Annotated in this window: 19 protein-coding genes; 8 read left to right on the forward strand and 11 right to left on the reverse strand. The window is 73.1% G+C overall.

Annotation, left to right across the window (positions count from 1 at the left end; all coding sequences use genetic code 11):
- Positions 1–19: 19 nt before the first annotated feature.
- Positions 20–2,068 (reverse strand): ATP-dependent DNA helicase UvrD2, encoded by a 2,049-nt coding sequence (locus LCN96_RS49120; RefSeq protein WP_225269269.1) that lies wholly within the window; start codon positions 2,066–2,068, stop codon positions 20–22.
- 153 nt (positions 2,069–2,221) lie between these two features.
- Between LCN96_RS49120 and LCN96_RS49125 the strand changes: the two genes are divergently transcribed.
- Both LCN96_RS49125 and LCN96_RS49130 read left to right on the forward strand, forming a co-directional pair.
- Entirely contained in the window at positions 2,222–3,124 is a 903-nt protein-coding gene (locus LCN96_RS49125; protein ID WP_225269270.1) for an alpha/beta hydrolase, read from the forward strand.
- 72 nt (positions 3,125–3,196) lie between these two features.
- On the forward strand, positions 3,197–3,445 hold the full coding sequence (locus LCN96_RS49130; RefSeq protein WP_225269271.1) for a mycoredoxin: 249 nt from the start codon (positions 3,197–3,199) through the stop codon (positions 3,443–3,445).
- A 57-nt stretch (positions 3,446–3,502) separates the two neighbouring features.
- On the opposite strand, the gene nudC is transcribed toward LCN96_RS49130, so the two are convergent.
- Positions 3,503–4,474 carry an NAD(+) diphosphatase gene (nudC, locus tag LCN96_RS49135; protein ID WP_225269272.1) on the reverse strand — a complete coding sequence of 324 codons (972 nt, stop codon included), beginning with the start codon at positions 4,472–4,474 and terminating at the stop codon, positions 3,503–3,505.
- Positions 4,475–4,622: 148 nt separating this feature from the next.
- On the opposite strand from nudC, the gene LCN96_RS49140 reads away from it, so the two are divergent.
- From LCN96_RS49140 to LCN96_RS49155, 4 genes are read left to right on the forward strand one after another with little or no spacing between them, the layout of a single operon-like run.
- Positions 4,623–5,762 carry an ATP-grasp domain-containing protein gene (locus LCN96_RS49140; RefSeq protein ID WP_225269273.1) on the forward strand — a complete coding sequence of 380 codons (1,140 nt, stop codon included), beginning with the start codon at positions 4,623–4,625 and terminating at the stop codon, positions 5,760–5,762.
- On the forward strand, positions 5,759–7,273 hold the full coding sequence (locus LCN96_RS49145; RefSeq protein ID WP_225269274.1) for an IucA/IucC family protein: 1,515 nt from the start codon (positions 5,759–5,761) through the stop codon (positions 7,271–7,273). The genes LCN96_RS49140 and LCN96_RS49145 overlap by 4 nt, the downstream gene beginning before the upstream one ends.
- A 2-nt stretch (positions 7,274–7,275) precedes the next feature.
- Positions 7,276–8,826 (forward strand): IucA/IucC family protein, encoded by a 1,551-nt coding sequence (locus LCN96_RS49150; protein ID WP_225269275.1) that lies wholly within the window; start codon positions 7,276–7,278, stop codon positions 8,824–8,826.
- The gene (locus tag LCN96_RS49155; RefSeq protein ID WP_225269276.1) at positions 8,823–9,890 is read left to right on the forward strand and encodes a type III PLP-dependent enzyme domain-containing protein; all 1,068 of its coding nucleotides are present in this window, start codon (positions 8,823–8,825) and stop codon (positions 9,888–9,890) included. Before LCN96_RS49150 ends, LCN96_RS49155 begins: the two co-directional genes overlap by 4 nt.
- Here LCN96_RS49155 and LCN96_RS49160 read toward each other — a convergent pair.
- Positions 9,850–13,131, reverse strand: coding sequence for an ATP-dependent helicase (locus LCN96_RS49160; RefSeq protein ID WP_225269277.1), 3,282 nt, complete (start codon positions 13,129–13,131; stop codon positions 9,850–9,852). The two genes, LCN96_RS49155 and LCN96_RS49160, sit on opposite strands and share 41 nt — an antisense overlap.
- Positions 13,125–16,628 (reverse strand): ATP-dependent helicase, encoded by a 3,504-nt coding sequence (locus LCN96_RS49165; protein ID WP_225269278.1) that lies wholly within the window; start codon positions 16,626–16,628, stop codon positions 13,125–13,127. Before LCN96_RS49165 ends, LCN96_RS49160 begins: the two co-directional genes overlap by 7 nt.
- A gap of 249 nt (positions 16,629–16,877) precedes the next feature.
- Here LCN96_RS49165 and LCN96_RS49170 point away from each other — a divergent pair, with 249 nt between their 5' ends.
- Together LCN96_RS49170 and LCN96_RS49175 are read left to right on the forward strand one after the other, a co-directional pair.
- Positions 16,878–17,531: a class I SAM-dependent methyltransferase gene (locus tag LCN96_RS49170; protein ID WP_225269279.1), complete on the forward strand. Its 654-nt coding sequence runs from the start codon at positions 16,878–16,880 to the stop codon at positions 17,529–17,531.
- 77 nt (positions 17,532–17,608) lie between these two features.
- On the forward strand, positions 17,609–18,235 hold the full coding sequence (locus tag LCN96_RS49175) for an NUDIX domain-containing protein (RefSeq protein ID WP_311132116.1): 627 nt from the start codon (positions 17,609–17,611) through the stop codon (positions 18,233–18,235).
- 27 nt (positions 18,236–18,262) lie between these two features.
- Here LCN96_RS49175 and LCN96_RS49180 read toward each other — a convergent pair whose 3' ends face one another.
- From LCN96_RS49180 to LCN96_RS49210, 7 genes are all read right to left on the reverse strand, one after another.
- Entirely contained in the window at positions 18,263–21,010 is a 2,748-nt protein-coding gene (locus LCN96_RS49180; RefSeq protein ID WP_225269280.1) for a CDP-glycerol glycerophosphotransferase family protein, read from the reverse strand.
- Between the two features lie 208 nt (positions 21,011–21,218).
- The gene (locus LCN96_RS49185; RefSeq protein ID WP_225269281.1) at positions 21,219–21,533 is read right to left on the reverse strand and encodes an MGMT family protein; all 315 of its coding nucleotides are present in this window, start codon (positions 21,531–21,533) and stop codon (positions 21,219–21,221) included.
- A complete protein-coding gene (locus tag LCN96_RS49190) occupies positions 21,521–21,880 on the reverse strand; it encodes a hypothetical protein (RefSeq protein ID WP_225269282.1) in 360 nt (119 codons plus the stop codon). The genes LCN96_RS49185 and LCN96_RS49190 overlap by 13 nt, the downstream gene beginning before the upstream one ends.
- A 73-nt stretch (positions 21,881–21,953) precedes the next feature.
- Positions 21,954–23,108 carry a S8 family serine peptidase gene (locus LCN96_RS49195; protein WP_225269283.1) on the reverse strand — a complete coding sequence of 385 codons (1,155 nt, stop codon included), beginning with the start codon at positions 23,106–23,108 and terminating at the stop codon, positions 21,954–21,956.
- Positions 23,102–24,004, reverse strand: coding sequence for a hypothetical protein (locus tag LCN96_RS49200; protein WP_225269284.1), 903 nt, complete (start codon positions 24,002–24,004; stop codon positions 23,102–23,104). The genes LCN96_RS49195 and LCN96_RS49200 overlap by 7 nt, the downstream gene beginning before the upstream one ends.
- Before the next feature lie 56 nt (positions 24,005–24,060).
- Positions 24,061–25,269, reverse strand: a complete 1,209-nt coding sequence (locus LCN96_RS49205) for a S8 family serine peptidase (protein WP_225269285.1) — start codon at positions 25,267–25,269, stop codon at positions 24,061–24,063.
- Positions 25,263–25,982 (reverse strand): hypothetical protein, encoded by a 720-nt coding sequence (locus tag LCN96_RS49210; protein ID WP_225269286.1) that lies wholly within the window; start codon positions 25,980–25,982, stop codon positions 25,263–25,265. The genes LCN96_RS49205 and LCN96_RS49210 overlap by 7 nt, the downstream gene beginning before the upstream one ends.
- Between the last annotated feature and the right edge of the window lie 30 nt (positions 25,983–26,012).

Here is a 26,012-nt window from a genome sequence, read left to right on the forward strand (position 1 = left end):
CGGCGCGGTTTCGCCTTCGTTACGACCCTCGGCACAAGCCCAGCACGGCTTCGCCGTACCGGTCGAGCTTGACCCTGCCGACGCCCGCGATCGACAGCAGCTCCTGCTCGGTGACCGGCGCGCGCTCGGCGATGGCCTGCAGCGTCACGTCGGTGAAGACGACGTACGGCGGCAGCTTGGCCTCCTTGGCCGTGGCCGTGCGCCACGCCTTCAGCCGTTCGAGCAGCGCCTCGTCGTAGTCGGCGGGGCAGGTGGAGCAGCGGCCCAGCTTCTGCTCGGTGGCGTTGACCAGCGTCTTGGCGCACACGCGGCAGCTCACCGGCGTGGCCACCTGGCGGCGCTCCCGCGAGGGGGACGGCGCCAGGCGGGGCGGCGCGGAGGCGCGGCCGGTGAGTCCGTCGAGGAAGCGGGACGGGCGGCGGCTCTTGCGGCCCCCCGGCGCGCGGGCCAGGGCCCAGGAGAGCGACAGGTGCTCCCTGGCGCGGGTGACGCCGACGTAGAGCAGGCGGCGCTCCTCCTCGATCTGCTCGGGGCTCTCGGCGTAGATGATCGGCAGCATGCCGTCGGTGACGCCGACGAGGAAGACGGCGTCCCACTCCAGGCCCTTGGCGGCGTGCAGCGAGGCCAGCGTGACGCCCTCGACGGGCGGCGCGTGCTGCTCGGAGGCGCGGCGCTCCAGCTCGGTCACGAACGCGGGCAGGTCGGCCCCCTCGGCCGCCATGTCCTCGGCCAGGTCGGCCAGCGCCTTGAGCGACTCCCACTTCTCCCTGGCCTTGCCGCCGCCGGGCGGGGCCGGGGTCAGGCCGATGCCGCCCAGGATGTGGTGCACCTCGGAGGCCAGCGGCTCGCCCGCGGCGGAGCGGGCCGCGCCGCGCAGCAGGACGACCGCCTGGCGCACCTCCGGCCGCTCGAAGAAACGCTCGGCGCCGCGCAGCACGTACGGGATCTCCGCCTTGGTCAGGGCCTCTTCGTACGCCTCCGACTGGGAGTTGACCCGGAACAGCACGGCGATCTCGCGCGACGGCACCCCCTTGTCGAGGAGCTTCCTGATGCTCCGGGCCACCCCGGCGGCCTCGGCGGGCTCGTCGTCGTACTCGGTGAAGGCCGGCTTGGGCCCGTCGGGCCGCTGGGCGACCAGCTCCAGGCGGTGTGGGGAGCGGCCCTTGGCGATCACCAGGTTGGCCAGGTCGACGACCTGGGGGGTGGAGCGGTAGTCGCGGACCAGCTTGATGACGGCCGCGTCGGGATGCTCGACCCCGAACCCGGTCAGGTAGCGCGGGCTGGCGCCGGTGAAGGAGTAGATCGTCTGATTGGGGTCGCCGACCACGCAGAGGTCGTCGCGCCCGCCGAGCCAGGTGTCGAGCAGCAGCTTCTGCAGCGGGTTGACGTCCTGGTACTCGTCCACCACGAAGTAGCGGTACTGCTGGCGGATCTGCGCCGCCACCTCCTGGTGCTCGGTCATCACGGCCGCGGTCAGCTCCAGGATGGTCTCGAAGTCGACCAGGTGGCGCTCACGCCTGATCCGCTCGTACGCCTCGTAGACGCGGCTCACCTGCTCGGCCGGCATCGGCGGCGTGCGGTGGTACTTGGCGGCGGCGGCCACGTAGTCCTCGGGGGCGATCTGCGTGACCTTGGCCCATTCGACCTCGGAGGCGAGGTCGCGCAGCTCGGAGCGCTCGGGGGTGAGCCGCAGGCTGCGGCACGCCTCGCCCAGGACGGGCAGCTTGGACTCGATGACCGACGGGGCCGCGCCGCCGATCACCCGCGGCCAGAAGAACGTGAGCTGGCGCAGCGCCGCGGCGTGGAAGGTGCGGGCCTGCACGCCGGGCGCGCCGAGCGCGCGCAGGCGCTGGCGCAGCTCACCCGCCGCGCGCGTGGTGAACGTCACAGCGAGCACGCTCTGCGCGTCGACCACCCCGCTGCGCACCGCGTACGCGATGCGGTGCGTGATCGCCCTGGTCTTGCCCGTCCCCGCGCCGGCCAGCACGCACACCGGCCCGCGCACGGCCTCGGCGACAGCGCGCTGCTCGGGGTCGAGTCCGATCAGTACGTCGTCCGCGTCGTTCACCTGTGTATCCTCCCAGCCGCTGGCGGAGAACCACTTTATTCTGGCAACATGCGGGCCGACGTATGCTCGTCAAGGCTGCGTCATGAAGATGCAAAGGACTGGTCTTTTCCCCCACAATGGGGCCCGACCATGTACATGGGGGAAAGGAAGGCCGTGCGAACTGCGGTTTCCGTGAGCGCTCTGGCGCTCGCTGCCGTCGCGCTCACACCTGTCGCCGCGAGCGCGGCCATGGAGCCGACCCCAGCCCCCACGGTGGACACCCCCGTCGACTCCGACGGGCTCAGCGGGTTGTCGGTGGAGACCGTCCAGTACGGCACGCACAAGCGGCAGAGCATGGACGTCTGGTGGACACCCGACGGGCAGCAGCGGCCCGGCATCTTCCTCATCCACGGCGGCTGGTGGTCCAGCGGCGACAAGAGGTACATGAAGGAGATCACCCGCAGCTACGCCGAGCTGGGGTACACCGTCTTCAACCTCAACTACCGCCTGTCCGGCGACGCGGCCTGGCCCGCGCAGCGCACCGACGCGCTGGCCGCCATCGCGCTGGCCCGCAAGCACGCCGACCGCTACGCCTTCGACCCGAACAACTACGTGCTCATGGGCTTCTCCGCCGGTGGGCACATCGCGGCGGCCGTGGGCACGTACGGCGACGGGGTCGGCGGGCTCAAGGGCGTGGTGGGGCTCTCGCCGATCATCTCGCCGCTGCGCGCGTACTCCGACGGCGAGAAGAGCCCCAACGCCCACAAGCGCAAGCTGCGCACGGCCGCGATGAAGCTGGCCGGCGGCTGCGCGCCGAAGGGCAAGTGCTCGCGCGTGTGGGCGAGCATGGAGGTGGCCTGGCACGCCAGCCGCAACGACGCGCCGATGCTGACCATCCACTCCGAGAACGAGTTCGTGCCGCCGGTGCAGAGCCAGTTGCTCAAGCAGATGCTCGGGCAGGTGGGGGTGCAGGTGTCGGTGTTCACCCAGCCGGGCACCAACCACAGCTCGCCGCTCTACCGGGAGCCGGGCGTGGCCGAGCGGGTGCAGGCGTGGATCGCCTCTCGAATCGGGTAATCCGGGATTAGACGGGCACTGCGCGTTGTTGCACGGATCGCCTGTTTCCTGACCTTGGAGGGATGTCCGAAGATGGCGCTCACGGTCTACAGCACCACGTGGTGCGGCCCTTGTAAGCGGCTCAAGGCCCAGCTCACGCGCGAGGGCATCAGCTTCGACGACGTCGACATCGAGCGTGACCCGGCGGCGGCTGAGTTCGTGATGAGCGTCAACAACGGCAACCAGGTCGTGCCGACGGTGGTCATCGAGACGCCCAAGGGGCGCTTCGTCCGGACGAACCCCTCCGCCCGCGAGGTCAAGGCCCTGCTCGAAGCCGCCTGACCGACCGATCGGGCCTGCCTCTCACCGGCGGGCCCGCCGTCTTCCCGGCCTTCTGGTCTACCAGTCGCCGACGAGCTCGCCGCCGTACCAGGTCTCGATCAGACGGCGGGCGATCGAGACGGGCGGCGGCAGGCGCAGCTCACCCGACTCCAGCGCCCGCGCCAGCTCCTCCCGCGAGAACCAGTGCGCCTCGGCGATCTCCTCGGCGTCGGGCGTCAGCGTGGTGGTCGTGGCCTCGGCGAAGAAGCCCAGCATGAGACTGCGCGGGAACGGCCACGGCTGGCTGCCCAGGTAACGCGGATTGTGGACGGCGACGCCGACCTCCTCGGCCACCTCGCGCACGACGGCCGCCTCCAGCGACTCCCCCGGCTCCACGAACCCGGCCAGGATCGACAGCCGCCCCTCCGGCCACTGCGGGCCGCGGGCCAGCAGGCAGCGGTCGGCCTCGTCGCGGACCAGCATGATCACTGCGGGGTCGACGCGCGGGAAGTGCTGGCTGGAGTCCTTCGGGCAGACCCGGATGTGCCCGCCGGCCTGCACCACCGTGTGCGCGCCGCACCGCGGGCAGAACTCGTGCGTGGCGTGCCAGGCCTCCAGCGCCACCGCGTAGACCAGCAGGCCCGCGTCACGGTCGCCGAGCAGGCCGCCGACCTGGCGCAGCCCCGCCGCCACCGGCTCGCCCTCGGGCGCGTCGCGCAGGGACATGGGGATGGTGACGCGGCCGTTGACGTCGCCCTTGGGGATGCCGGGCAGCGCCGCGGCGACCGCGAAGTAGGCGACGCCGTCCTCCACGCCGAGCAGGTAGCGCTGGCCGGCGGGCGCGCCGTCGGGCGTGAACAGCACCGCGTGCACCTCGTCACCCACCCGGCGCACCAGCGTGTGACCGTTGTCGATGACCAGCACCCTGGTCGCGGGATCCGCCCAGGCCCGCTCCAGCCACCGCTCGTCGGCGCGCAGGGCCGAGGAACGGTCGATGGTCCCCCGCGCAAGCAGTAGCGGGCCGATGAGTTGCTCTTGCGCGGTCTCCACTGGTGCCGCCCCCTCCCAAGTCCCATGTCATCCTATGACCTCGCAGTTAGCCGGTGATTACGGTATCCGGGCACCGCGGTGATCTCTCTGGGGTTAAGATTCGTCGGGTTAGGTTAGCCTTACCTGATTCTTCGGGGGTGCCTTCGCGTTGCGGCTCTACCTGACCGCGCTCAAACCAACCGATTCCGTGACGGACGGCTTCCTGCCGGCGGCGCGGGCGCTCGGGTGCGAGGTGACGATCCTGACCGACCGGCCGGAGCGGCATCCGTCGGCGGTGTTGTGCGACGTACGGGACCCGCGCGCGTTGATCGACACCATCGAGCACCTCGGCAGGCCGGACGCGATCTTCTCCAACTCCGACCACCTTCAGACCGAGACGGCGCTGGCCGCGGCCTACTTCGGGCTGCCGGGCAAGGACTGGCGGGCGTGCGCGGCGGCCAAGAACAAGTTCCTGATGCGGCGCGGGCTCAAGGAGGCCGGGGTCGAGCAGGTCTTCTCCGTACGGCTCGGGCCGCTCGATCCGGTGCCCGCGCGGGTGCCGTACCCCGTGGTGCTCAAGCCGCGCGAGGGGGTCGCCAGCGAGGACGTCATGCTGGTCGACGGCGACCTGGAACGTGCCGTGGCCGAGGTCAGGCGGCGGCGGCCTGGCGAGGCGCTGGTCGTGGAGGAGTACCTCGAAGGGCCGTTGCGGACGCTGGAGACGCTGGGGGACGCGGACGGGACGCGGGTGCTCGGCGGGTTCGAGACGACGCTGGGGGCGTTGCCGTACTTCGTCGAGGAGCGGCTCGACTGGGCGCCCGCCGACGACTCCCACGAGCATGTGCTGGCGGCGCTGCGGGCGCTCGGGGTGGGCTTCGGGGCGTGCCACACCGAGTACGTGGTCACCGCCGGCGGGCCGAGGATCGTGGAGGTCAACTACCGGGTGATCGGGGACCACTGCGACTTCCTGCTGGGCGACCTGCTCGGGGTGCCGGTGTTCGAGTGGATCCTGGGGGTGCATCTCGGGGCGCGCGTGCCCGCGCCGCCGGAGACCTCCCGGTTCGGGACGGCGGTCAGCGTGGTCGCGGACCGGGCCGGGGTGATCAAGGACGCGCCGGGGCACGAGTCCGTGACCATCGGCGACGTGCGGCTGTGGCACCGGCCGCTGCGGGCCGTCGGCGAGGTCGTCACGCTGACCCGGACGAACCGTGACTATCTGGGCGTGATCAGGGCCGTGGGGCCCGGCAGGGAGCGGGTGGCCGCCGCCGTCGAGGAGTACCGGGTCGCGCGGCCGTGGGTGGTCGAATGAGCTCCAGGGAGGCCTACCTGGCCGCCCGGGTGCTGGACGCCCTGCTGCGCGAGGACTACGGCGGCCTGGCCTCCCGCGTCACCCGCACCAAGGACGGGGTGGGGATGCTGCTCGCCGACGGGCGGTGGGTGCGGCTCTCACCCGGGGTGCTGTTCCAGGACTTCGTGGTGGCGGCCGACGAGCGGCTGGGGCTGGAGCAGGTGCTGGAGACGATCGTGGAGGTCGCGGCGCCCGAGGACGCCGAGGGGGTGGCGGCCTTCTTCGAGGAGTGCGTGGCGGCGCTCGCCGCGCTGGAGCTGCATGACGAGCGCGGGGGTGTCCCGCGGGCACCGTCGTACGAGACGCTGGCCGCGTCGGTGGACCATCCGGTCTATCCGACCTCGCGGGCCCGGGTGGGGCTGTCGGAGAGCGAGCTGCTGGCCTACGCGCCGGAGTTCGGGCCCTCGTTCGAGCTGCGGTGGGCCGTGGTCCCGCGCCGTGCGCTGGCGCCGGGCTCCGCCGCGCGCCTGCCCGCCGGCCTGGTGCCGGACTGGCCGGGCCACGCGGACGAAGCGCTCCTTTCCGCGCCGGACCATCCGGACGAGGTGCTCTTTCCCGTGCATCCGCTGACCGTGGACGAGGTGCGGAAGATCGACGGGGTGCGGGTGCTGGACGAGGCGGCCGTGACCGTGCGGCCCACGCTGTCCATGCGGACCGTCGAGGTCTTTCCGCGCCTGCATCTGAAGCTGCCGCTGCCGATCAGCACCCTGGGCGCCAGGAACCGGCGCTCGATCAAGGCCGGCACGCTGGCCGACGGCGCCAGGGCGGAGCTGCTGCTGCGGGAGCTGGCCGGCCCCGGCGTGGTGCTCGCCGACGAGCAGACGTGGGCGCACGCCGGGCACGAGCACCTGGCCTGGATGGTACGGCGGCTGCCCGAAGGCGAGATCGTCCCCGTCGCCGCGCTGGGCGCCCCCGGCGTGCTCGAGGAGCTGGGCGACGTGCTGCCCGGCTACCTGCGGCTGCTGCTGCGGTGGAACGTGCGGCTCTTCGTCCGCTACGGCGTCGCGCTGGAGGCGCACCAGCAGAACCTGGCCCTGCTGTTCCGCGGCGACGGGCTCGAACTGCTGGTCAAGGACAACGACGGGCTGCTGGCCTCGCCGTCCAGGCTGCGGGCCGCCGGGGTGGCGGTGCCGGAGTTCGCCGACGAGCGCATGCTGAACGACGACCCGCACGCCCTGGCCGACGTCTTCGTGACCATCACGCTGCACCTGGCCTGCGCCGCCGTGGTGTTCGGCGCGCTGCCGCACGACCGGGCGGCGGCGCTGCTGCGCGACACGCTCGCCGAGGCACTGGACGAGTACGGCGACGACCCCATGGCCAGGCTCCTGCGCGCCAGGACGCTCGACGCGGCCAGGCTGACCGGCAAGTCCATGATCACCGCCGGCACGCTCGTCTCGAAGCGACGTTCGGGGGCGCGCGACGTCAACAAGTTCTACGGCACCAGCGGGCCGAACTACCTGAGGAGAGCCTGAACATGCACGGACTGGCCATCGACGCGTCTGCCGGCTCTGCCGAGCGGGCGACGCTGGCGGCCCTGCTGCGCTGCTGCGTGCGGGAGGTGGCCGGGCCGCGCGGGCTGGTGTGGCCGGCGCCGCCGTACGTGCTGCTGCGGGTGGCGGGCACGCTGCTGCGGGCCCGCACCCACGGCGGGGCGGCGCTGCGCTTCGAGGGCCCGCCCGAGCGGCTGGAGTCGGGCGCCTGGCGGCCGCTGGCGAGCGACGAGCTGGTCCGGTTGGTGGAGACCGAGCTGCAGGGACGGGGCGGGGTGCGGGGGCGCAACGGGGAGTTCGGCGAGCAGGTGGCGGCCAGCAGGGACGCGGTGGCGGCCATCCTGCGGGCCAGGGCCTCGGCCGTGCCGCCCGCCGATCCTTGGCTCGCCTCGGAGCAGGCGCTGGTGTACGGGCATCCGTTCCACCCCAGCCCCAAGGCGCGGGGCGGCGCGGGCTGGCTGGCGTACGCGCCCGAGGCGCACGCCCGCTTCCCCGTCAGGCTGCTCGGCGTGCGCGAGGACGCGCTGGCGCAGGGCGGCGACGCCTCGGTGCTGGACACGATGGGGCGCGCGCCGGACGGCTACCGGGTGCTGCCCGCGCATCCGTGGCAGCTCGACCTGCTCGGGCCGGTGCTCGGCCGCGAGCTGATCGACCTGGGGCCCGGGCCGGTCGTGGTGCCGACCTCGTCCGTGCGGACGGTGTACGTGCCGGAGGCGGAGGTCTGCCTGAAGTTCTCCCTGGACGTGCGGATCACCAACTGCGTACGCAGGCACGCCTGGTACGAGCTGGCCGGAGCCGTGGAGCTGACCGAGCGGCTCACCCCGGTCTTCGACGAGCTGTCGGCTAGGCACCCCGCGACCCGCTGGCTGCCCGAGCCGGGATACCGCTCGGTCTCCCTGGGCAGCGGGCTGCACGAGGGCCTCGGCGTGATCGTCAGGCGCAGCCCCTGGGCCGCCTGCTCCCCCGGCGTCACCCCGATCCTGGCCGGCGCGCTGGCCCAGGAGACGAAGGCGCACGACCCGGTCGCGTGGTGGCGCTCGTACGTGACGGTGGTCGCGCTGCCGGTCCTGGACCTGTACTTCACGCACGGCGTGGTGCTGGAGCCCCACCTGCAGAACGTGCTGGCGGGGCTGGACGGCGACGGCCTGCCCGTCGAGGCCGTCTTCCGCGACCTGGAGGGCACCAAGCTCGTCGCGGGCCGCCACGACCTCGGCGGGCTGCACCCCGAGGTGGCCCGCGCCCTCACCTACGACGCCGAACGCGGCTGGGCCCGCGTGGTCTACTGCCTGCTCGTCAACCACCTCACCGAGATCGCCGCGACGCTCGCGGGCACGGACGACGACCTGCTGCGCGAGCTGTGGCGGACGGCCAGGGACCTGTTCGACCGGCAGTCGGCGCGCCTGGGCCGGCCGCTGCCGCTGCAGGACCTGCTGGCCGGCGCGCCGCTGCCCGCGAAGGCGAACCTGGGCGTGCGCTGGGCCAGGGCGGCCGACCGGGCCGCCGGTTACGTGCCGATCGCGAACCCGCTCGCATGATCGGCTCCCGCGTCCTGGCCGCCGCCGAGGCCCTTCCCCAGGTCCCGGCCTACCTCTACGACCTGCCCGCCCTGGACGAGCACGTCGCGTCCGTACGGCGCGCGCTGGGCCCCGTCGAGCTGTACTACGCGGTCAAGGCCAACCCCGACGCCGAGCTGCTGCGGGTGCTGGCCGGGCACGTGGACGGGTTCGAGGTGTCGTCGGCGGGCGAGCACGCGCACGTCACGAGCCTGTTCCCGGGCGCGCGGGTGGCGCTGGGCGGGCCCGGCAAGACCGACGCCGAGCTGCGGCTGCCGCACCACCGCCTGCACGTCGAGTCGCCGAACGAGCTGCGCCGCCTGCTCGGCACGGGCCTGGAGGCGGACGTGCTGCTCAGGCTCAACCCCGATCTGCCGGTGGAGGGCGCGGCGCTGACGATGAGCGGGCCGTTCGGGATGGACGAGGACGGGATCGCGCGGTGCCTGCCGCTGTTCGGCGACCGGGTACGGCTGCGCGGCCTGCACGCCCACCTGGCCAGCGGGCTCGACGCCGGGCAGTTGCTGGGGCTGGCGCGGCGGCTGCTGGACGGCGACTGGGAGGAGGTCAACCTCGGTGGCGGGATGGCGGTGTCGTACGCGTCGCCGGAGTCGCGCTTCGACTGGGCCGCGTACGGGCAGGGGCTGGCCGGCCTGGCCCGGGGCAGGCGGCTGCGGATCGAGCCCGGCCGGGCGCTGACCGTCTACTGCGGCTACTACGTGACCAGGGTGGTGGACGTGAAGCGGGTGCGCGGCCAGGCGTACGCGATCCTGCTGGGCGGCACCCACCACCTGCGTACGCCGGCGACCAAGGGGCACGACCAGCCGTTCACCGTCCTGCCGGCCGGCAAGCCGGACGTGGCCGACGAACCGGTCACGCTCGTCGGTCAGCTATGCACCCCGAAAGACGTTTTCGCCCGAAATATCGTTACTTCGGTGGGGGTGGGAGACACGGTGGTGTTCGAGCTGGCCGGAGCCTACGCCTGGAACATCTCCCACCACGACTTCCTCATGCACCCGAAGCCGGCTTTCCACCATCTACGAGCCTGACGCTCTCGATCAGCGCCACCAGGCCGTCGGCGTCGAGCAGGTCCACCGGGCGCACGGTGCGGTTGGCGCGGACGTAGTGGAAGGCCGCCCCGACCTCCTCCAGCGGCACCTGCGCCAGGTGCGACCAGGCCAGCCGGTACGCGGCGAGCTGCACGGAGGCGGCCCTGGCTGCCTTCTTGCCCCGCGGCGGCTGCCCGGTCTTCCAGTCGACGACCTCGTAGCCGCCGCCGTCCCGCTCGAAGACGGCGTCCATCCGCCCACGCACCAGCCGGTCGGCGATCATGGTCTCGAACGGGACCTCCAGGTCGACCGGCCGCCGGTCGGCCCACTCGCTCTGCTCGAACCGCTCCTGCAGCTCCGCCAGCCGCACGTCGGCCTCTTCCAGCTCCTCGTCGTACAGCTCCAGGTCGTCGATCAGCCGCTGCTGGTCCCAGCGGGTCTCCAGCCACTTGTGGAAGGAGGTGCCCCGGCGGGCCAGCGGCGCGGGCTTCTTCGGCACGGGGCGGCGGATCCTGCGGGCCAGCTCGCGCGGGTCGGCGGCCAGCGTGACCAGCGCGGACACGGTCAGCTTGGCCGGCAGCTCGACCGTGGTGGCGGGCTTGCGCCGGTGCAGCTCCCGCTCGCGCAGCAGCAGGTCGGTGTCGCGCTGCCAGGCCCGCAGGCGCTCCTCCTCGAACGCCTTGATCGGCTCGTCCTCGTACGGGCCCAGCGTGCCCGCCAGCGCGTCCTCGACCAGGCGGGCGCCGTCGAGCACGGACTCGTAGCGCAGCCCCTCGGGCTCGACCGGCCAGGTGGCCTCGGCCGGCTCGGCCAGCAGCGGGTTCGTGGCGCCCTCCGCGAGGTCGTCGGCCCAGAACGAGATCCGGTCGGCGGTGTCGCGGATCTCCAGCAGGAAGTCGGACGGCTCCAGCGGCTTGGTGGCGCTGCCCCAGCGGTAGCCGGAGGCGATCAGGTGGTAGTGGGCCCGGGTCACGGCCACGTACGCGAGCCTGCGCTCCTCCATCAGGTCCCGCTCGCGGCAGTGCTCGTCGAAGGCCGCCAGCTCCTCCTTGCTCAGCCCGCCCAGCCGGGGCAGGTCGGCGGCGTCGCCACGCAGCGCGTACGGGAGCTTGCGCGGGTTCTCCGTCCACCGGCTGTTCATCACCGGCGTGGCGGGGAAGATGCTGCCCGTCGCGATCGTCCCCTTCGTGCTCACGAGCTGCGACAGGCCGGGCACCACGACGACCGGCCACTCCAGGCCCTTCGAGGCGTGCACGGTCATCAGCTTGACGCTGTTGCTCTCGCCGACCCGGCCCGCCTCCAGGCCGAACTCCTCGCTCTCCGCCGCCTGAAGGTAGGCCAGGAACGCGCCCAGCGTCGGGTCCTCCGCGTCGCCCGCGAACCTGGACGCAGCGTCGAGGAACGCGTCGAGGTCGGCCCGCGCCGCGAACGCCCCCACCGTGCCGCTGCGCGCCGCCACCTCGATGTCCAGGCCGAGCCTGCGCTCCACCTCGCTGATCAGGTCGGGCAGCGGCTGCGCGGTGTGCGCGCGCAGGTGGCGCAGCTCCTGGGCGAGCGCCACCAGCCTGGTGCGGGCCAGCGGCGAGTACGGCTCCAGCCACTCCTCCCGGTCGGGCAGCTCGTCCAGGGCGTCCACCAGGCTGCCGCGCTCCTCGGCCAGGTCGGCCACCACCTGGTCGAGCGGGTCGTCCTCGCGGTGGCTCTCGCTCAGCTCGCGGGCCAGCGTGCGGGCCTGCTCGCCGAGCACCCGCAGGTCAGCGGGGCCGATCCGCCAGCGGGGGCCCGCCAGCAGCCTGGCCAGCGCGTCGCCCGCCGTGGGGTCGTACAGCACGCGCAGAGTGGCCACGATGTCGCTCACCTCGGGCACGGTCAGCAGGCCGCCCAGGCCCACCACCTCGACCGGGATGTCACGCTCCTCCAGCGCCCTGCGCAGCGCGGGGAACTGCGAGCGCTTACGGGCCAGGATGGCGACGTCCTGGGGCTGCAGGGCGAGCGTCTTCTTGCGCTCCTTCTCGCCCCAGGGCAGGCCGTCGGGGGCCGTCTCCTGGCCGAGGAGCCTGGCGACGCCGTCGGCGATCCACTTGGCCTCGTCCTCGGCGGTCTCGTGGAAGGCGCAGGTGACGCGGCCGCGCTCGATCCGGTTCGGGCCGGGGACCAGCACGGGCACCTCGCGGGCCTCCATGCGCAGCGGGAGCTGGACGCGGGCGGCCACGTCGAGCACGCGGTCGCCGTTGCGGAAGCTGACGCTGAGCTGGCGCACCGGGGCCTGGTCGCCGGTGGCCGTGCGGAAGTCCTTGGGGAAGCGGCGCAGGTTGCCCGCCGAGGCGCCGCGCCAGCCGTAGATGGACTGGCACGGGTCGCCCACGGCGGTGACCGGATGGCCGCCGCCGTAGAGCGAGCGCAGCAGGACGAGCTGGGCGTGGCTGGTGTCCTGGTACTCGTCGAGCAGGACCACCGAGTAGCGGCCCCGCTCGATCTCGCCGACCTCCTTGTGGTTGGCGGCGATCCTGGCGGCCAGCGACATCTGGTCGCCGTAGTCGATGACCTCGCGGGCGCGCTTGAGCCGCTCGTACCGCTCCACCAGGGGCAGGAGCTGCTCCCTGGCCGCGTGCACGCTCAGCGGCTTGCGCTGGGCCAGTGTCGTGCGGCCCGGCAGGACGGCGTGCCTGGCCGCCAGCCACTCCCCCACGCCCCGCACGTCGGCGGGCGAGCGCAGGTGCTCCGAGAGCTCGCCTGCCAGCTCCAGCAGGGCGGCCGTGACCGAGGGCGGGCCCAGCTCGATCCTGTCCATCGGCCCGTCGTACATCGCCACCACCCGCGAGGCGAGCTGCCACGACACGGCGGGCCTGACCAGGCGCATGGTCGGCTCCAGCCCCTCGCGCAGCGCGTGGTCGGTGACCAGGCGGGCGGCGTAGGCGTGGTAGGTGGACACGGTGGGCTCGTTGTCGAGCGCGCCCGGCTCGACCAGCCCGGCCTCCGCCAGGCCGTTGAGCCGCTCCCTGACCCGGGTGGCCAGCTCGGCGGCGGCCTTGCGGGTGAACGTCAGGCCCAGCACGTTCTCCGGCTTGACCAGGCCGTTGGCGACCAGCCAGACCACGCGGCCGGCCATGGTCTCGCTCTTGCCGGAGCCGGCGCCCGCCATGACGACCATCGGCTCCAGCGGGGCCTCGATGACCGTCGCCTGCTCGGGGGTGGGCGGGAGGATGCCGAGCTTGCCGGCGAGTTCGGCGGGGGTCAGCACACCTGGCCCCCGTTGTCGTTGACCGGGCAGCTCGCCCTGGCCGCGCAGGTGCGGCAGCCGTCGTTCACCTTGGCCTGGAAGAACGGGCCGGACATGCCGATCGCCACGGTGTCGACCAGGTCCTTGGCCCAGCCCGGGTCCTTGTCGTCGGCCAGCGCGCCCTGCGACTGCTCCAGCGCGTCGTGCTTGCCCGCCGCCTTGCCGAGCTGCACCAGCGCCGCGCCGCCCGGCTCGGTCATGCCGTGCCTGGCGAACGCACCCAGCAGCGCGGCGAGCTGGTAGACGCCGAGCTGCGGGTGACGGTCGAGGTCGCCCGCCTTGGGCTTGGAGCCGCCCGTCTTCAGGTCGATGATCACCGCGCGGTTGTCGGAGTCGCGCTCGACCCGGTCGACGCGGCCCTTGATCTGGACGCCCTCCGACACCATCGCCGTGAACGCCTCCTCCAAAGCCACCAGCTCGCGCGGGTTCTCCTTGTGCCAGCGCAGGAACTTGCCGATCATCTGCTCGGCCACCTGGCGCTGCTTGCGGTTGTACCAGACGCCGCCGAAGTCGAGGTCGTTCCAGATCTGGTCGAGGCGGTCGCCCAGCAGGTCCTCGCTGGGCAGGTCGGTGGCCGCCAGGACGGCCAGGGCGTGGATGATGTTGCCCAGGCCCTGGGCGGTGCTGGTGCCCGCCGCGCCAACCGCCGTCTCCAGCAGCCAGCGCAGGCCGCACTTGGTGAAGCTCTCCACCGCCGACGGGGAGATGCTCACGATCCCGTCCGGCCAGCTCAGGGGGCGGTCGTCGGAGATGGGCGTGAGCGCGTACCAGTCGTTGGGGTGGGCGCCCTGCACCCCGGCGGCGGCCAGCCTGGCGAGCTGCCGCGCCGCCTCGTGCCTGACCCGGCGCGGCTTGGTGGGGTCGGTCACCGCGCTGCGCAGGTCCGCCACCAGGGCGGACAGGTTCAGCCAGCGGGCCCTGTCGTCGACCGTGGCCGACTCGACCGCGCCCGGCATCAGCTCCGACAGGAACCTGGACGGGCGCTCGTCGGTGTCCTCGCCGCCCACGGCCGTGACCACGAGCCTGCGCCTGGCCCGGGTGGCGGCCACGTAGAAGAGCCTGCGCTCCTCGGCCAGCATCTTGGAGACCAGCGAGGTCTTGTTCGGCTCGCCGCCCTCGACCGTCTCGATGAGGTCCTCCACGCCCAGCAGCGAGCCGCGCAGGCGCAGGTCCGGCCAGACGCCCTCCTGGACGCCCGCCACGACCACCACGTCCCATTCGAGGCCCTTGGCGCGGTGCGCGGTCAGCACGCGCACGGCGTCGCCGTCGGGGGCGCGGTCGGCCAGCGTGTCGCCGGGGATCTCCTGGGCGGCCAGGTCGTCGATGAACACCTCCGGGCCCGCCATCGGCATCCGGTCCACGAACCTGGCCGCGTGGTCGAACAGCGCCACCACGGCGTCGAGGTCGCGGTCGGCCTGCGCGCCCCTGGGGCCGCCCGACACGCTCAGCTCGCTCCAGCGGGGGGCCAGGCCGCTGGCGTCCCAGATCGTCCACAGGAGGTCTTCCGCGGTGCCGTCCTGGCGCACGGCGTCGCGGGCGGCGGACAGGAGCTTGGCCACGCGTTCGGCGGGGAGGGCGATGTGCGGTTCTATACGGGTCAGCTCGCGGATGTCCTTGATGGCGGCGACCAGGAGCTCGCCGGACGAGCGCGCCTTGAACGGCAGCCCCTCGACCTCCTCGGCGATCCTGCCGCCGCCCGGCTCCTCGGCCGCGCCCGAGCCGGCGGCCTCGGACGCACTGCCGGACGCGGCCTCGGACGCACTGCCGGACGCCACCTCGGACGCGGCCTCAGGCGCGCTGCCGAACGCGGCCTCGGTCGCAGCCCCGGCACCGGCCTCCGTGACGGCCCCCGCGCCCGCATCCACGGCTCGGTCGCCCGGCTCCACGTCCGGGTCGGCGGTCCGGTCACCCGGCTTTGCGTCCGGGTCGGCGGCGCCCGAGCCAGTGGCGGCGCCCGGGTCGGCGGTGGCGTCCGGGTCGGCGGCCTCGGTGGCGGCCACGCCCATGGCCTCGTTCTCGGCGATTTTGAGGGCGCGCCGCAGGCGCCGCACGCCGATCATGTCGGTGCCCCCCAGCGGCCCCGTCAGCAGCTCCTCCGCCGTCCCCTCGTCGAGCTCGGACGGATCCAGCGCCATCCGCAACATCGTCAGCAGCGGCCGCACCCCCGGCTCCTGCGCGATGGGCACCTCATCACCGGCGATCATCGTCGGCACGCCGGCGTTGGTCAGCGCCCGCCGCAGCAGCGGCACCTGCCGCCTGGCCGAGCGGACCAGCACCGCCATCCGGTGCCAGGGCACCCCGTCGATCAGGTGGGCGCGGCGCAGCGTGTCGGCCACGATCGCGGCCTCCTGGCTGGTGCTGTCGGCCAGCAGCACGCGCACCTCGCCCGGCTCGGTGTCGGGCGGCGCGACGAGGTCACGGTGGCCATGCCGATGATCGGGCCGATCATCGGGCCGATGCTCCGGCCACTCGTCGGAAGCCTGGCCGGGCTCCTGCGTCGGCGCCGGGGCGACGGGCAGCTTGGCGGCCACCCGGCGCGAGGCCTCCAGCAGGTCGGCCCCGCTCCTGCGGCACACGCGCAGCGCCAGCACGGGTGCCTCGCGGCCGTCGAGAGTGCGGAAGCGCTCGGGGAACTTCATGATGCCCTGCACGTCGGCGCCCCTGAACCCGTAGATCGACTGGTCGGGGTCGCCCACCGCGATCAGGTCGCGGCCGTCGCCCGCGAGCTGGGACAGCAGCAGCTCCTGCGCGGGGTCGGTGTCCTGGTACTCGTCGACGAACACCACGTCGTAGGCCGCCCGCTCGCGCTCGCGCACGTCGGCCCCGGCCAGCAGCGCGGTGGCGGCGCCGACCAGCTCGGCGTAGTCGTAGGTCTCCTCGGGGGCCAGGTCGAACCTGTCCTGGTAGCGCTCGGAGAAGCGGCCGGCCGCCACCCAGTCGGCGCGCCCGTGCAGCCGGCCGAGGGCGATCAGCCGCTCGGCGTCGAGGCCGCGCTCGTTGGCGCGGGACAGGAAGTCGCGCAGCTCCTCGGCGAAACCGCGCGTCTTGAGCGGCTCGCGCAGCGACTGGGGCCAGTCGGGCGCGCCGCCCTCCAGCTCGCCGTGCAGCAGCCGCCGGATCTCCAGCAGCTGCTCGGGGCCGGTGAGCAGGCGTGGCGGGGCCTTGCCTGCCAGCACGCACTCGCGGCGCAGCAGCGCGTACGCGTAGGAGTGGAAGGTCATCGCCACCGGCGTGCGCGTGGTGCGGCGCAGCCGGCTGGTCACGCGGCGGCGCAGCTCCTCGGCGGCCTTGCGGCTGAAGGTGAGGATGAGCACGCGCTCGGGGTCGGCACCGCGCCGCTCGATCCTGTCGACCACGCTCTCCACGATCGTGGTGGTCTTGCCGGTGCCTGGACCTGCGAGAACGAGGAGGGGGCCGCGCCGGTGCCCGACGACGGCACGCTGATGCTCATCGAGCACAGGAGGCACATCGGGCCCCCCGCTGCCTCGCCGCACCAACCGCCAGGTCTGAGCACTCACAGCACTAGATTCCACCAGACCACAGGGGTAGATCGTGCCGACTTGCCCGGTCCACCCGAGCGATCCGCCTACCGTATCGAGGCAAAAGTCAGATTTTCCTGCGACACGCCGGACACTTTGTTCGCCAGGAGCTTCACCCGTAGCGCGATATATCTTGACTTCGCAATGACGCGATATATCGTGACTGTCATGACAAAAGGCTACAGAGGCGTCGGCATGGAGGGCGCGATCGCCCGCTGGTACGACGCCAGCAACGGCAAGGCCGCCTCCCGCCACGAGGAGCAGGTCGCCAAGGTCCGGCAGTACGCCAGCAAGGGCGCCAGGATCCTGGAGGTGGCCCCAGGCCCCGGCTACCTGTCGATCGCCCTGGCCGCGACGGGCGACTACACGGTCACGGGGCTCGACATCAGCGAGACGTTCGTCGCGATCGCCCGGGGCAAGGCCCTCGACGCCGGCGTCCCGGTGGACTTCCGGCTCGGCAACGCCTCGGCCATGCCGTTCGACGACGACACCTTCGACTTCCTCGTCTGCTTCGCCGCGTTCAAGAACTTCGCCGACCCGGCGGGCGCGCTGCGCGAGATGCGGCGGGTGCTGCGGCCCGGCGCGACCGGCCTGATCGTCGATCTACGCAGGGACGTGTCCAAGCAGGCCGTGGACGACGACGTGGCGCGGATGCGGATGGGCGTGCTGTCCAGGATGTTCACCAGGTTCGCGCTGCGCTCGTTCCTGCCTCGGCGGGCCTACACCAGGGCCGAGTTCGACGCGCTCGTCCAGGGGGCCGGCTTCGGCTCGTACGAGATCAGGCAGACGCCGCTGACGCTGGAGGCCGAGCTGCGCAAGTGACTTCGGGGATCCGGCCACGTACGGAACGTGCGGGCTTGTAACGTAGGGTCAACGTTCCCTGTGCGGGGGTTGGTCGCATGCGCTGGCAGGTCCACTCCGAGAGGTCGGTCTACCTCGACCCGTGGCTCGACGTGCGGATCGCGGACGTGGAGCTGCCCGACGGGCGCCGGCTCGACCACCGCCTCGTCCGTACGGCGCCGGGCGCGGGCGCCGTCGTCACCGACGACCAGGACCGGGTCCTGCTGATCTGGCGGCATCGCTTCATCACCGACAGCTGGGGGTGGGAGATCCCGCTCGGGCAGGTGGACGAGGGCGAGCCGCCGATGGCCGCGGCGGCGCGGGAGGTCGAGGAGGAGACCGGCTGGCGCCCTGGAGCCCTGCGGCCGCTGCTGGCGGTGCACCCCAGCAACGGGTTCTCCGACGGGCTGAACCACATCTACCGGGCCGACTCCGCCACCCGCATCGGGGCGCCGTCCGACCCCTGGGAGGCCGAGCGGGTCGACTGGGTCCCGCTCGCCACCGTGCGCGAGCTGATCGCGACCGGCGACATCGTCTGCGGCACCAGCATCTCGGCGCTGCTGCACGCCTACGTCGAGAGCCTGCCCGACGGCCTCGCACCGCGCACCATGGATCTGGGCTTCCTGTACGAGTACGACCCGGGCAGGACCTACCCGCTGCCGGGAAACCTGCCCGACCTCTTCTGACCCCGCGAGGCCAGAAGAGGTCGTAGGTCAGGAGAAGAGCCGGTCCACCACGCGGGCCGTGGCCTTGCCGTCGTCCCTGGGCGCGAACGTGGCCCGGAAGGCGTCGTAGCGGTCGGCGTGCGCCGCCGCCACCTCCTCGATCGAGCGCAGCGCCTCCACCACCTCGGCCGACGTCGAGAGCAGCGGCCCCGGCGCCTGCTCGGGCAGGTCGATGTAGAGGCCGCGCTTGCTGGCGTACTTGGCCAGGTCGTAGCCGTACAGGACGATCGGCTTGCCGGTGGCGGCGAAGTCGAACATGACCGAGGAGTAGTCGGTCACCAGGACGTCGGCCACCAGCAGCAGCTCCGCGATGTCGGGATAAGTCGTGACGTCGCGGGCGATGTCGGGGACGGCGGGCATGGCCTGCATCGGGTGCGCGCGGACCAGGATCTCGTGGTCGGCGCCCAGCGCCTCGCGGGCCTTGGCCAGGTCCAGCTTGACCATGGCGTTCTTGCGGTCGTAGTCGCGCCAGGTGGGCGCGTACAGGACCACGCGCTTGCCTTCGGCCAGCCCCAGCCGCTCGCGCACCGCCGCCGCGAGGGCGTCGCGGTCGGGTGAGTTGAGCACGTCGTTGCGGGGCAGGCCGCTCTCCAGGATCTCGCCCTTGTAGCCGAACGCCTTGCGCAGCACCGGCGTGGCCCACGGCGACTGCGACAGCAGCAGGTCCCAGCCGCGCACCTCGGCCGCCTGGCGGTGCCAGATCGGCGGGCGGGGGTCGCGCTGCATGTGCGGCTGGTCGTTGCCGATGAGCTTGGCCGGGGTGCCGTGCCAGGTCTGCAGCACCACCTGGTCCTCGCGCGCCCGGAACCAGGCGGGCAGGAAGGAGTTGGTGACGATGTGGCGGGAGCGGGCCAGCGCCTCGTGGTGCTCGCGGCTGCCGGCGCGCACCACGGTGGCGCCGCCGGGCGGCACGAAGGCGCCGTCCTTGACGATCCAGATGTGCTCACGGTCGTCGCCCCTGCGCAGCCGCTCCTCGTAGATGGCGCGGACGCTGTCGGCGTAGTGGCGGCCGTCGTTGACGACGTAGACGGTCGTGTCGCGCAGCGGCTCGGTGCGCTGGGCCGGGTAGAAGACGCGGCGCAGGACGTGCGTGCCCGCGACACCGCGCTCCTGCGCGGGCCGGTCCTCCTCCACGGTGATCACCGGCACGTCGAAGCGGGTGGAGATCATGCGGAAGACGTGCCCGGCGAGCGTGCGCGGCTCCTCGTCGAGACCGGCCAGGGCCGCGTGGTCCATGCGCAGCGGGACGATCTCGCCGGAGGGGTGCCGCAGCGACAGGTTCCAGGTGCCGGAGGACAGCGGCACGGACTCGCCGAAGCGGTCCATGGCGCCGGGCTCCACCCGTACGGAGAACTCCTCGCCGGAGCGCTCCATGGGCACCCAGTAGGACAACCCGGACCGGTGCCGCAGCGTGAGCGTGCGGGGGCCGGGAGCGTCGGGGTAGTGACCGCGCAGGACCAGCGCCGAGCCCTCCCACACCGCGGAGGTGATCACGGGGCGGATGCGGTGGGCGGAGACGACCACGCGGTCGCGGCGGTCGCCGAGCACGGTGATCTCGCGGTCGCCCACAGGCGTGCGGGTCTCGACCAGGTCGGCCAGCATGACGGAGGCCGCCGGGTCGCCCTTGGGCTCGACCCAGAGCCGCCGGCCGTCCTTCTCCTGCAGCAGGGCGGGCACGGCCAGGCTCACCACGACCTCGGTGCCGCCGCCCGCCGGGGTGAACTCGGCGGCGATGCGGTGACCGCCCAGCCGGGCGTGCCCCTTGGTGACCTGCCGGCCGGGCAGGAAGATCTTCAGCTCCAGCCGCTCGCCGTCGAGCGTCACGCCGGTCAGCTCGGCCCTGTTGGGCTGCAGCACGACCTGCAGCGCGCGGTCGGAGGTCCAGACGGGACGCACCCACCAGCCGGGCTTCAGCTTGAGCCCGGCGGGCCGCTCCGGGCGGCCGATCGAGGAGCCGCGCAGCAGGCCCGTGGCCCGCGCGCCCCGGCTCCAGAAGACGATCTCGGCCCGCCACGTCGTGGCGTCGGGCACGGAGGGGCGGTGCCGCATCCGGCGGCGCACGCCGGACACCACGCCGCGCACGGCGCCGCGCCAGCGCAGCGGCCACGGGCTCAGCTCGGCCGTGAAGCCCGACCAGTCGTAGTTGCAGCCCGGCTCGCGCGCGCCGTGGGTGGCCTCGGGGGCCAGGACGCGGCGGGTGCGCAGGCGGATCGGCGGCAGCCAGCGGGGCCCGCGCAGCACGACGGTGGCCCGGTTGAACCTGCGGCTGCGCACCGACAGGCCGGCGAGGTAGGCGAAGCCGCTGACGCGCAGCTTGCCGCCGACCCAGACGATGTCGTCGATGTGGGTCACCGGCACCAGGTCGGAGCGGCGCAGGCGGTAGAGGTCGGGTGGCAGCTCGTCGCGGAAGGGCAGGTCGGCGTACCAGCTCAGGCCCTTGCGGATGCGCTTGGACGGCTCCGCCGCCGCGGTGACCACCTTGGTGAGCGTCTCGCCCTCGACGAGCTCCTCGTCGGGACGGTGCTCGATCAGGTGGCAGATGACGCGGCGCGCGACCGGCAGGTCGCGTTTGACGCGCGCGTCGACGCCCTTGAGGTAGGGGCGCACGAGGTCGAGCATTTCCCGCCGTCGCGCGGCGCCACGCTTGACCGCGAGGTCGATGCGGGCCCCGAGGGGGCCGCTGAGCACCTCGCTGTCGAACGCCGCGTCGCGACCGCCGGGACCGACCGCTCGCATGACCGCTTCGAAGGGCTCGCCACGATCGCAGAGATCCTGGACAGCCTTCAGGCGGTCGGCGAGCGAATCGCCGCCCTGGCTCTGGGCTGTGACGCCGGTTGCCATAGGGGAGGCACCGCCTTTCGGGCCGCCATCAGTGTTCTGCCCATGGTAATGGGCGTCACATGTCACAGAATCGCCCGTTCGGTGAAACCGCAGGTCAACCGGGTTACTGAAAATCCCCTGAACGCCCGTCCCAGCGAGCGTGGCGCATGTCCACCCGTTCGCCGCGCAGCGGGGTGCCCTCCTCGCGCCAGTGATCGAGGCATCGTCGCAGGTGGTCGGGGGCGGCGGCGGTGCCGTCCGCGTGGACCACGCGCCACCACGGCACGCCGCCTCCCCACGTGCTCATGACCTTGCCGACCTGCCGGGGGCCGCCCTCGCCGAGGTACTCGGCGATGTCGCCGTACGCCATGACCTTGCCGGGCGGGATGCGCTCGACCAGGTCGAGCACCCGCTCGGCGAACGGGTTCACGGGCTCCATGCGGCGGGGCCCGCGTCGATGATCTCCTCGAACTTGCCGATCTCGACCACGCCACCGGCCGCGGAGACCTCGATGACACCCTCGTTCAGCAGGTACTCCTCACCGTCCTCGCCCACCAGCCGGCCGCCGAGCGCGGTGGACAGGCGCAGGAGCTGCGCGACCTGCCAGTCGGAGCCGGGCTCGCCGACGAGCTGGCCCTGCCAGCGGGCCACGGCGTGCGTGCCGCCCGCGTGACCGGCCACGATCTCCTCGGATCCGCGCAGCTCGAAACCGGCCGGCGCGATGGCCTTCGCGAGCTCCGCGAAGGCGAGTGGCGACTCGCGCACCACCCGCAGCTCGTATCCCATGGAGCGGGACCATAGCGGATCTTCCCGCTGGAGGAGAATCGACGTGGTCACTCCTGCTCGCCCTGGTCGGAGGTCACTCTTGCCGGTGCTGGTTGAGCACGATGATCGCGCCGCAGAAGGCGACCAGCGCCACCAGCACCCCGCCCCCGTACAACCACAGCCGCAGCGGGTCGGGCCCGGGGCGCGACGGCACGGGAGAGTCCTCGCCCTGGCCGAAGTGCTCCATGCCGGGCGCGATGCTGCGCTTGGCGCCGGTCAGCCGCTCGGCGGCGTTCAGCGCGGCGACGGCGTCCACGACCCCGAAGCCGGTCTGGTCGTCGTACCCGGCGGCCGGCCTGCCCCTGGCGCTGGACGCCAGGGCCTGGGCGACCTGCTCGGGCGCCAGGCTCGGGTAACGCGACTTGATCAGCGCGGCCACGCCCGCCACCAGCGCGGCGGCCGAGCTGGTGCCCTCCGACAGCTCGTAGCCGCTGTCGCGCTTGAGCACGGGCACCTCGACGCCGGGCGCCGCGACCAGCACCGACAGGTTGTCGCTGCTGAACGTGGCGCGCCTGCCCTGCTTGTCGGTGGCCGCCACGCCGATGACTCCCGGGTAGCCGGCCGGGAAGCTCCAGTAGGAGGTGCCCTTCTCCTTGGCGTACTGGGTCAGGCCGTCGTTGCCCACGGCGGCGACGAGCACGACGCCCTTGCCCAGCGCGTACGAGACGGCCTCGCGCTCCGACCGCAGCGGCCCGTAGGAGCCGATCGACATGCTGACCACCTGCGCGCCGTGGTTGGCGGCGTAGCGCAGGGCGCGCGCGAGCGGGCTCTCCGCCGTCATCCCCTCCCCCTCGACCGGCGGCACGGCGAAGCCGGGCTCGTCGTCGATGACCATGGGCAGCGACAGGATCCGCGCGCCCGGCGCGACACCGATGAGGCCGTCGTCCTCGCCGGACGCCGCGATCAGCCCCGCCATGGCGGTGCCGTGCCTGCCCGGCGGCAGCTCGCGCTCGATCGTGCTGGAGGTCATGTCGGGCCCGCTGGTCACGCGGCCCTTGAGCTCCTTGACGCCGGTGTCCACGGCGCTGTCGACGACGGCGACGGTCACGCCCTCGCCCTTGGTGACCGACCAGGCCTGCTCCACGTTGAGCGCGTCGAGGACCCACTGCTGCTGGTCCCTGACGGGGTCGGGGGCGGTTCCCGAGAACGCGAGTACCGCGGCGGTGAGCACGCGTACGACGGTCAGCACACGTTCCCCTGGGTACAGGGCGGCACCTTGGGCGGGTCCGCCAGGAAGTAGGCGATCTGGTTGCCGATGGACTTGGCCGCCGGCCACAGCTCGCTGTGCAGGATCTCCTCGGGCGGGATCGCGGCCCTGGTGCGCCCGTCGGCGTAGCCGCCCGTGGAGAACACGAGGTACGGCCCCGCGCCCACCCAGCCGGTGCGCTGACGCTGGTCGGGGCCGAAGCGTTCGCTCACCGTGCCGGGGAAGGCCACCGGCAGCACGCCCACGCGGTCGTCCTGGGTGAGCTCCTCGCCCGCCGAGATCCGCGCCGCCTCGTCCTTCAGCACGGCCACGCCGACCGTGAACACGAAGGAGGCCGTCTGGTCCATGTACGTGGCCCGCAACATCGTCACGCAGCCGTGGCTCTGCAGCACCCCGGCCACCGAGGCGTCGGCGGCCTTGCCGCAGTCGGTCTCCGGGGCGATGCCGATCCGCCTGGCGTACTGCTGGGCGCGGTCGAGCCCGAGGTACTTGACCTCTTCGGGGAAGACGCCGGTGGCCGGCCACGCCTGCCAGCGCCGGGCGATCTCCTCCTGCTTGTACTGGTTCTGCTCGTCGGCCGTCAGCGGGCGCGAGCGGGTCTCGGCGAACAGGCCGACGGTGCCGAGCAGCACGACGACGGCCGAGACGGCGATGATGACGCCGAGCAGCGCCACGAACATGCGGCGGTAGCGGATGCCCTGCCGCAGGGCGAGCAGCTCCGCCCGCTCCTTGGCGGCCGTCCGCCTGCGCGAGTTCGCCGCCGGCCACGAGCGCACGCGTGATCGGCGGCCGGTGGAGGCGCCGAGCGGGTTGCTCCGCCCCTGCGTGGCTTCTCCCCCGGCGCGCGGTAGCCCTGAGGTCGACCTACGTGCCTTCACCACCGCCTCGTTCCCGCAATCGCTTCGTGTCTATTTCGTCCCCCTAAGGAGACGGATCATGCCTCTTGTGCGGAGTGCGCCCGTCGTACGCGTCTGACCAGGATGAATATCACCGCCAGAGCGGCGAGCGCGCCCGCGGCGGCTCCGCCGGCGATCGCCGCGTACACCGTGATCCGCCGCTCGTCCCTGGAGACGACCTTGACCGGGCCCGCCGGCCCGCCCGCCACCGGCAGGGCCGGATCCTGGGCCTGGGCGCCCGCGGCGGTCTCGGTGTGCCCGGCCAGCCTGGACGCCTCGGTGAGGGCCCTGGCGGCGTTCACGACGCCGAACCCGGTGGCGGTGTCGTAGCCGCCGGGCGGCCGGTCGGTGGCGCCGGCGGCCAGGGCCCGCGCCACGAGCGGCGGCGACATGCTGGGATATCTCGCCTTGATGAGGGCGGCGACCCCCGACACCAGCGCGGTCGCCTGCGAGGTGCCCCTGCCGACCCAGTACTCGTCACCGGGGCCCGCGCCCATGATGTCCACGCCCGGGGCGGCCACCAGCACCGAGGAGTTCCAGTTGGAGAACGAGGCCCGCCGCAACCGCCGGTCGGTCGCCCCGACCGAGACCACGCCGGGGAAGGCGGCCGGGTAGGAATAGGGCGCGAACTCGCGGTCGATCTGCCGGTCGCCCTCGTTGCCCGCGGCGGCGACGAGCACCACGCCCTTGGAGATGGCGTAGCGGATGGCCGCCCGCTCCTCCCTGGTCGCCAGCTCCTTGGAGATCGACATGTTGATCACGTCCGCCCCCTCGTCCACCGCGTAACGAATGCCCCGGGCCACCACGTCCTCGAAGCGCTCGGCCGAGTTGAACTCGCGGAAACCCGGCTCCTCGTCCTCGAGGATGACCCTTACAGACAGTACGTCCGCCGCGGGCGCGACGCCGATGATCCCCCGTTTTCTCCCGGGGCCGTGGCCGTGGCCGGCGATCAGCGAGGCCATGTACGTGCCGTGCAACCTGCTGGGAGGCGTGCCAGGCGGGTTGGCGCCCTCGGTGAAATCCCTGCCCTCGCGCACCGAGCCAGTCAGGTCGCGATGGCCCGGGTCCACGCCCGAGTCGAGCACGGCCACCGTCACGCCGGCGCCCGTGCTGGTCCGCCACGCCTCGGTCAGCGCCAGCGTCTCGATCACCGCCTCCTGGCCGCCGCGTACGTCGTCGGCCCGCGCGGCAGGCACCGTGAACAGCAGCATCACCGTCACCGCGACCGCCGCGCCGGCTCTCAGCACCGCCACTCCCCTGAGTCGCAGTCGGGCACCGTGGGCGTGCTCAGCTCGGTCAGCACGTGCTCGGCCAGCTCGGTGGCGAAGGCGAAGATGGCCGGGCGCTGCTCGCCGGCCGCCTGCGCCGGCCGGCCGTCCACCTGTCCTGCCGTGGTCAGGACGAGGTACGGGCCCGCCTGCCGTACGGAGCCCGCCTGTCGTACGGCGGCTGTGAACCGGTCGGAAAGCGTGCCCCGGAAGGCCAGCGGACGCAGGCCGGGCTCGGGTTTGCCGGTGTCGGCGAAGGCGGACTTGGCGCGTACGGCGCCCAGCTCGTCGCGCAGCGCGACCACGCCGACGGTGACGAGCACGCCGCGCAGGGCGTCGATGTAGGTGGCCCGCAGCACGCCCCGGCAGCCGGCCTTGCGCAGCGTCTTGACCGCCTTGGTGTCCACCGAACCGGCGCACGAGGTGCGCGGCGAGATGCCGATCCGGCTGGCACGTTCCCGCCCGCCCTGCTCGGCGGAGTACGGCAATGTGGCGGGGAAGATACGGCCGGTGGGCCAGGTGCGCCAGCGGTCGGCCACCTCGCGCTCGGCCGCGGCCCGCAGCTCCGCCGCCGTCGGGCCGCGCGTCAGTTCCGTGCCCGCCGCGCTGCCCGCCACCCCGGCGGCCACCGCGCAGATCAACGTCAGCGCGGAGGCCACCACGAGTGTCGGCCACGGGCGGGCGGAATTCACGGCATCGACCTTAACCGGGAGGTCCCGGCG

Origin of the sequence: Nonomuraea gerenzanensis (assembly GCF_020215645.1) — a bacterium.
GTDB classification, from domain to species: domain Bacteria; phylum Actinomycetota; class Actinomycetes; order Streptosporangiales; family Streptosporangiaceae; genus Nonomuraea; species Nonomuraea gerenzanensis.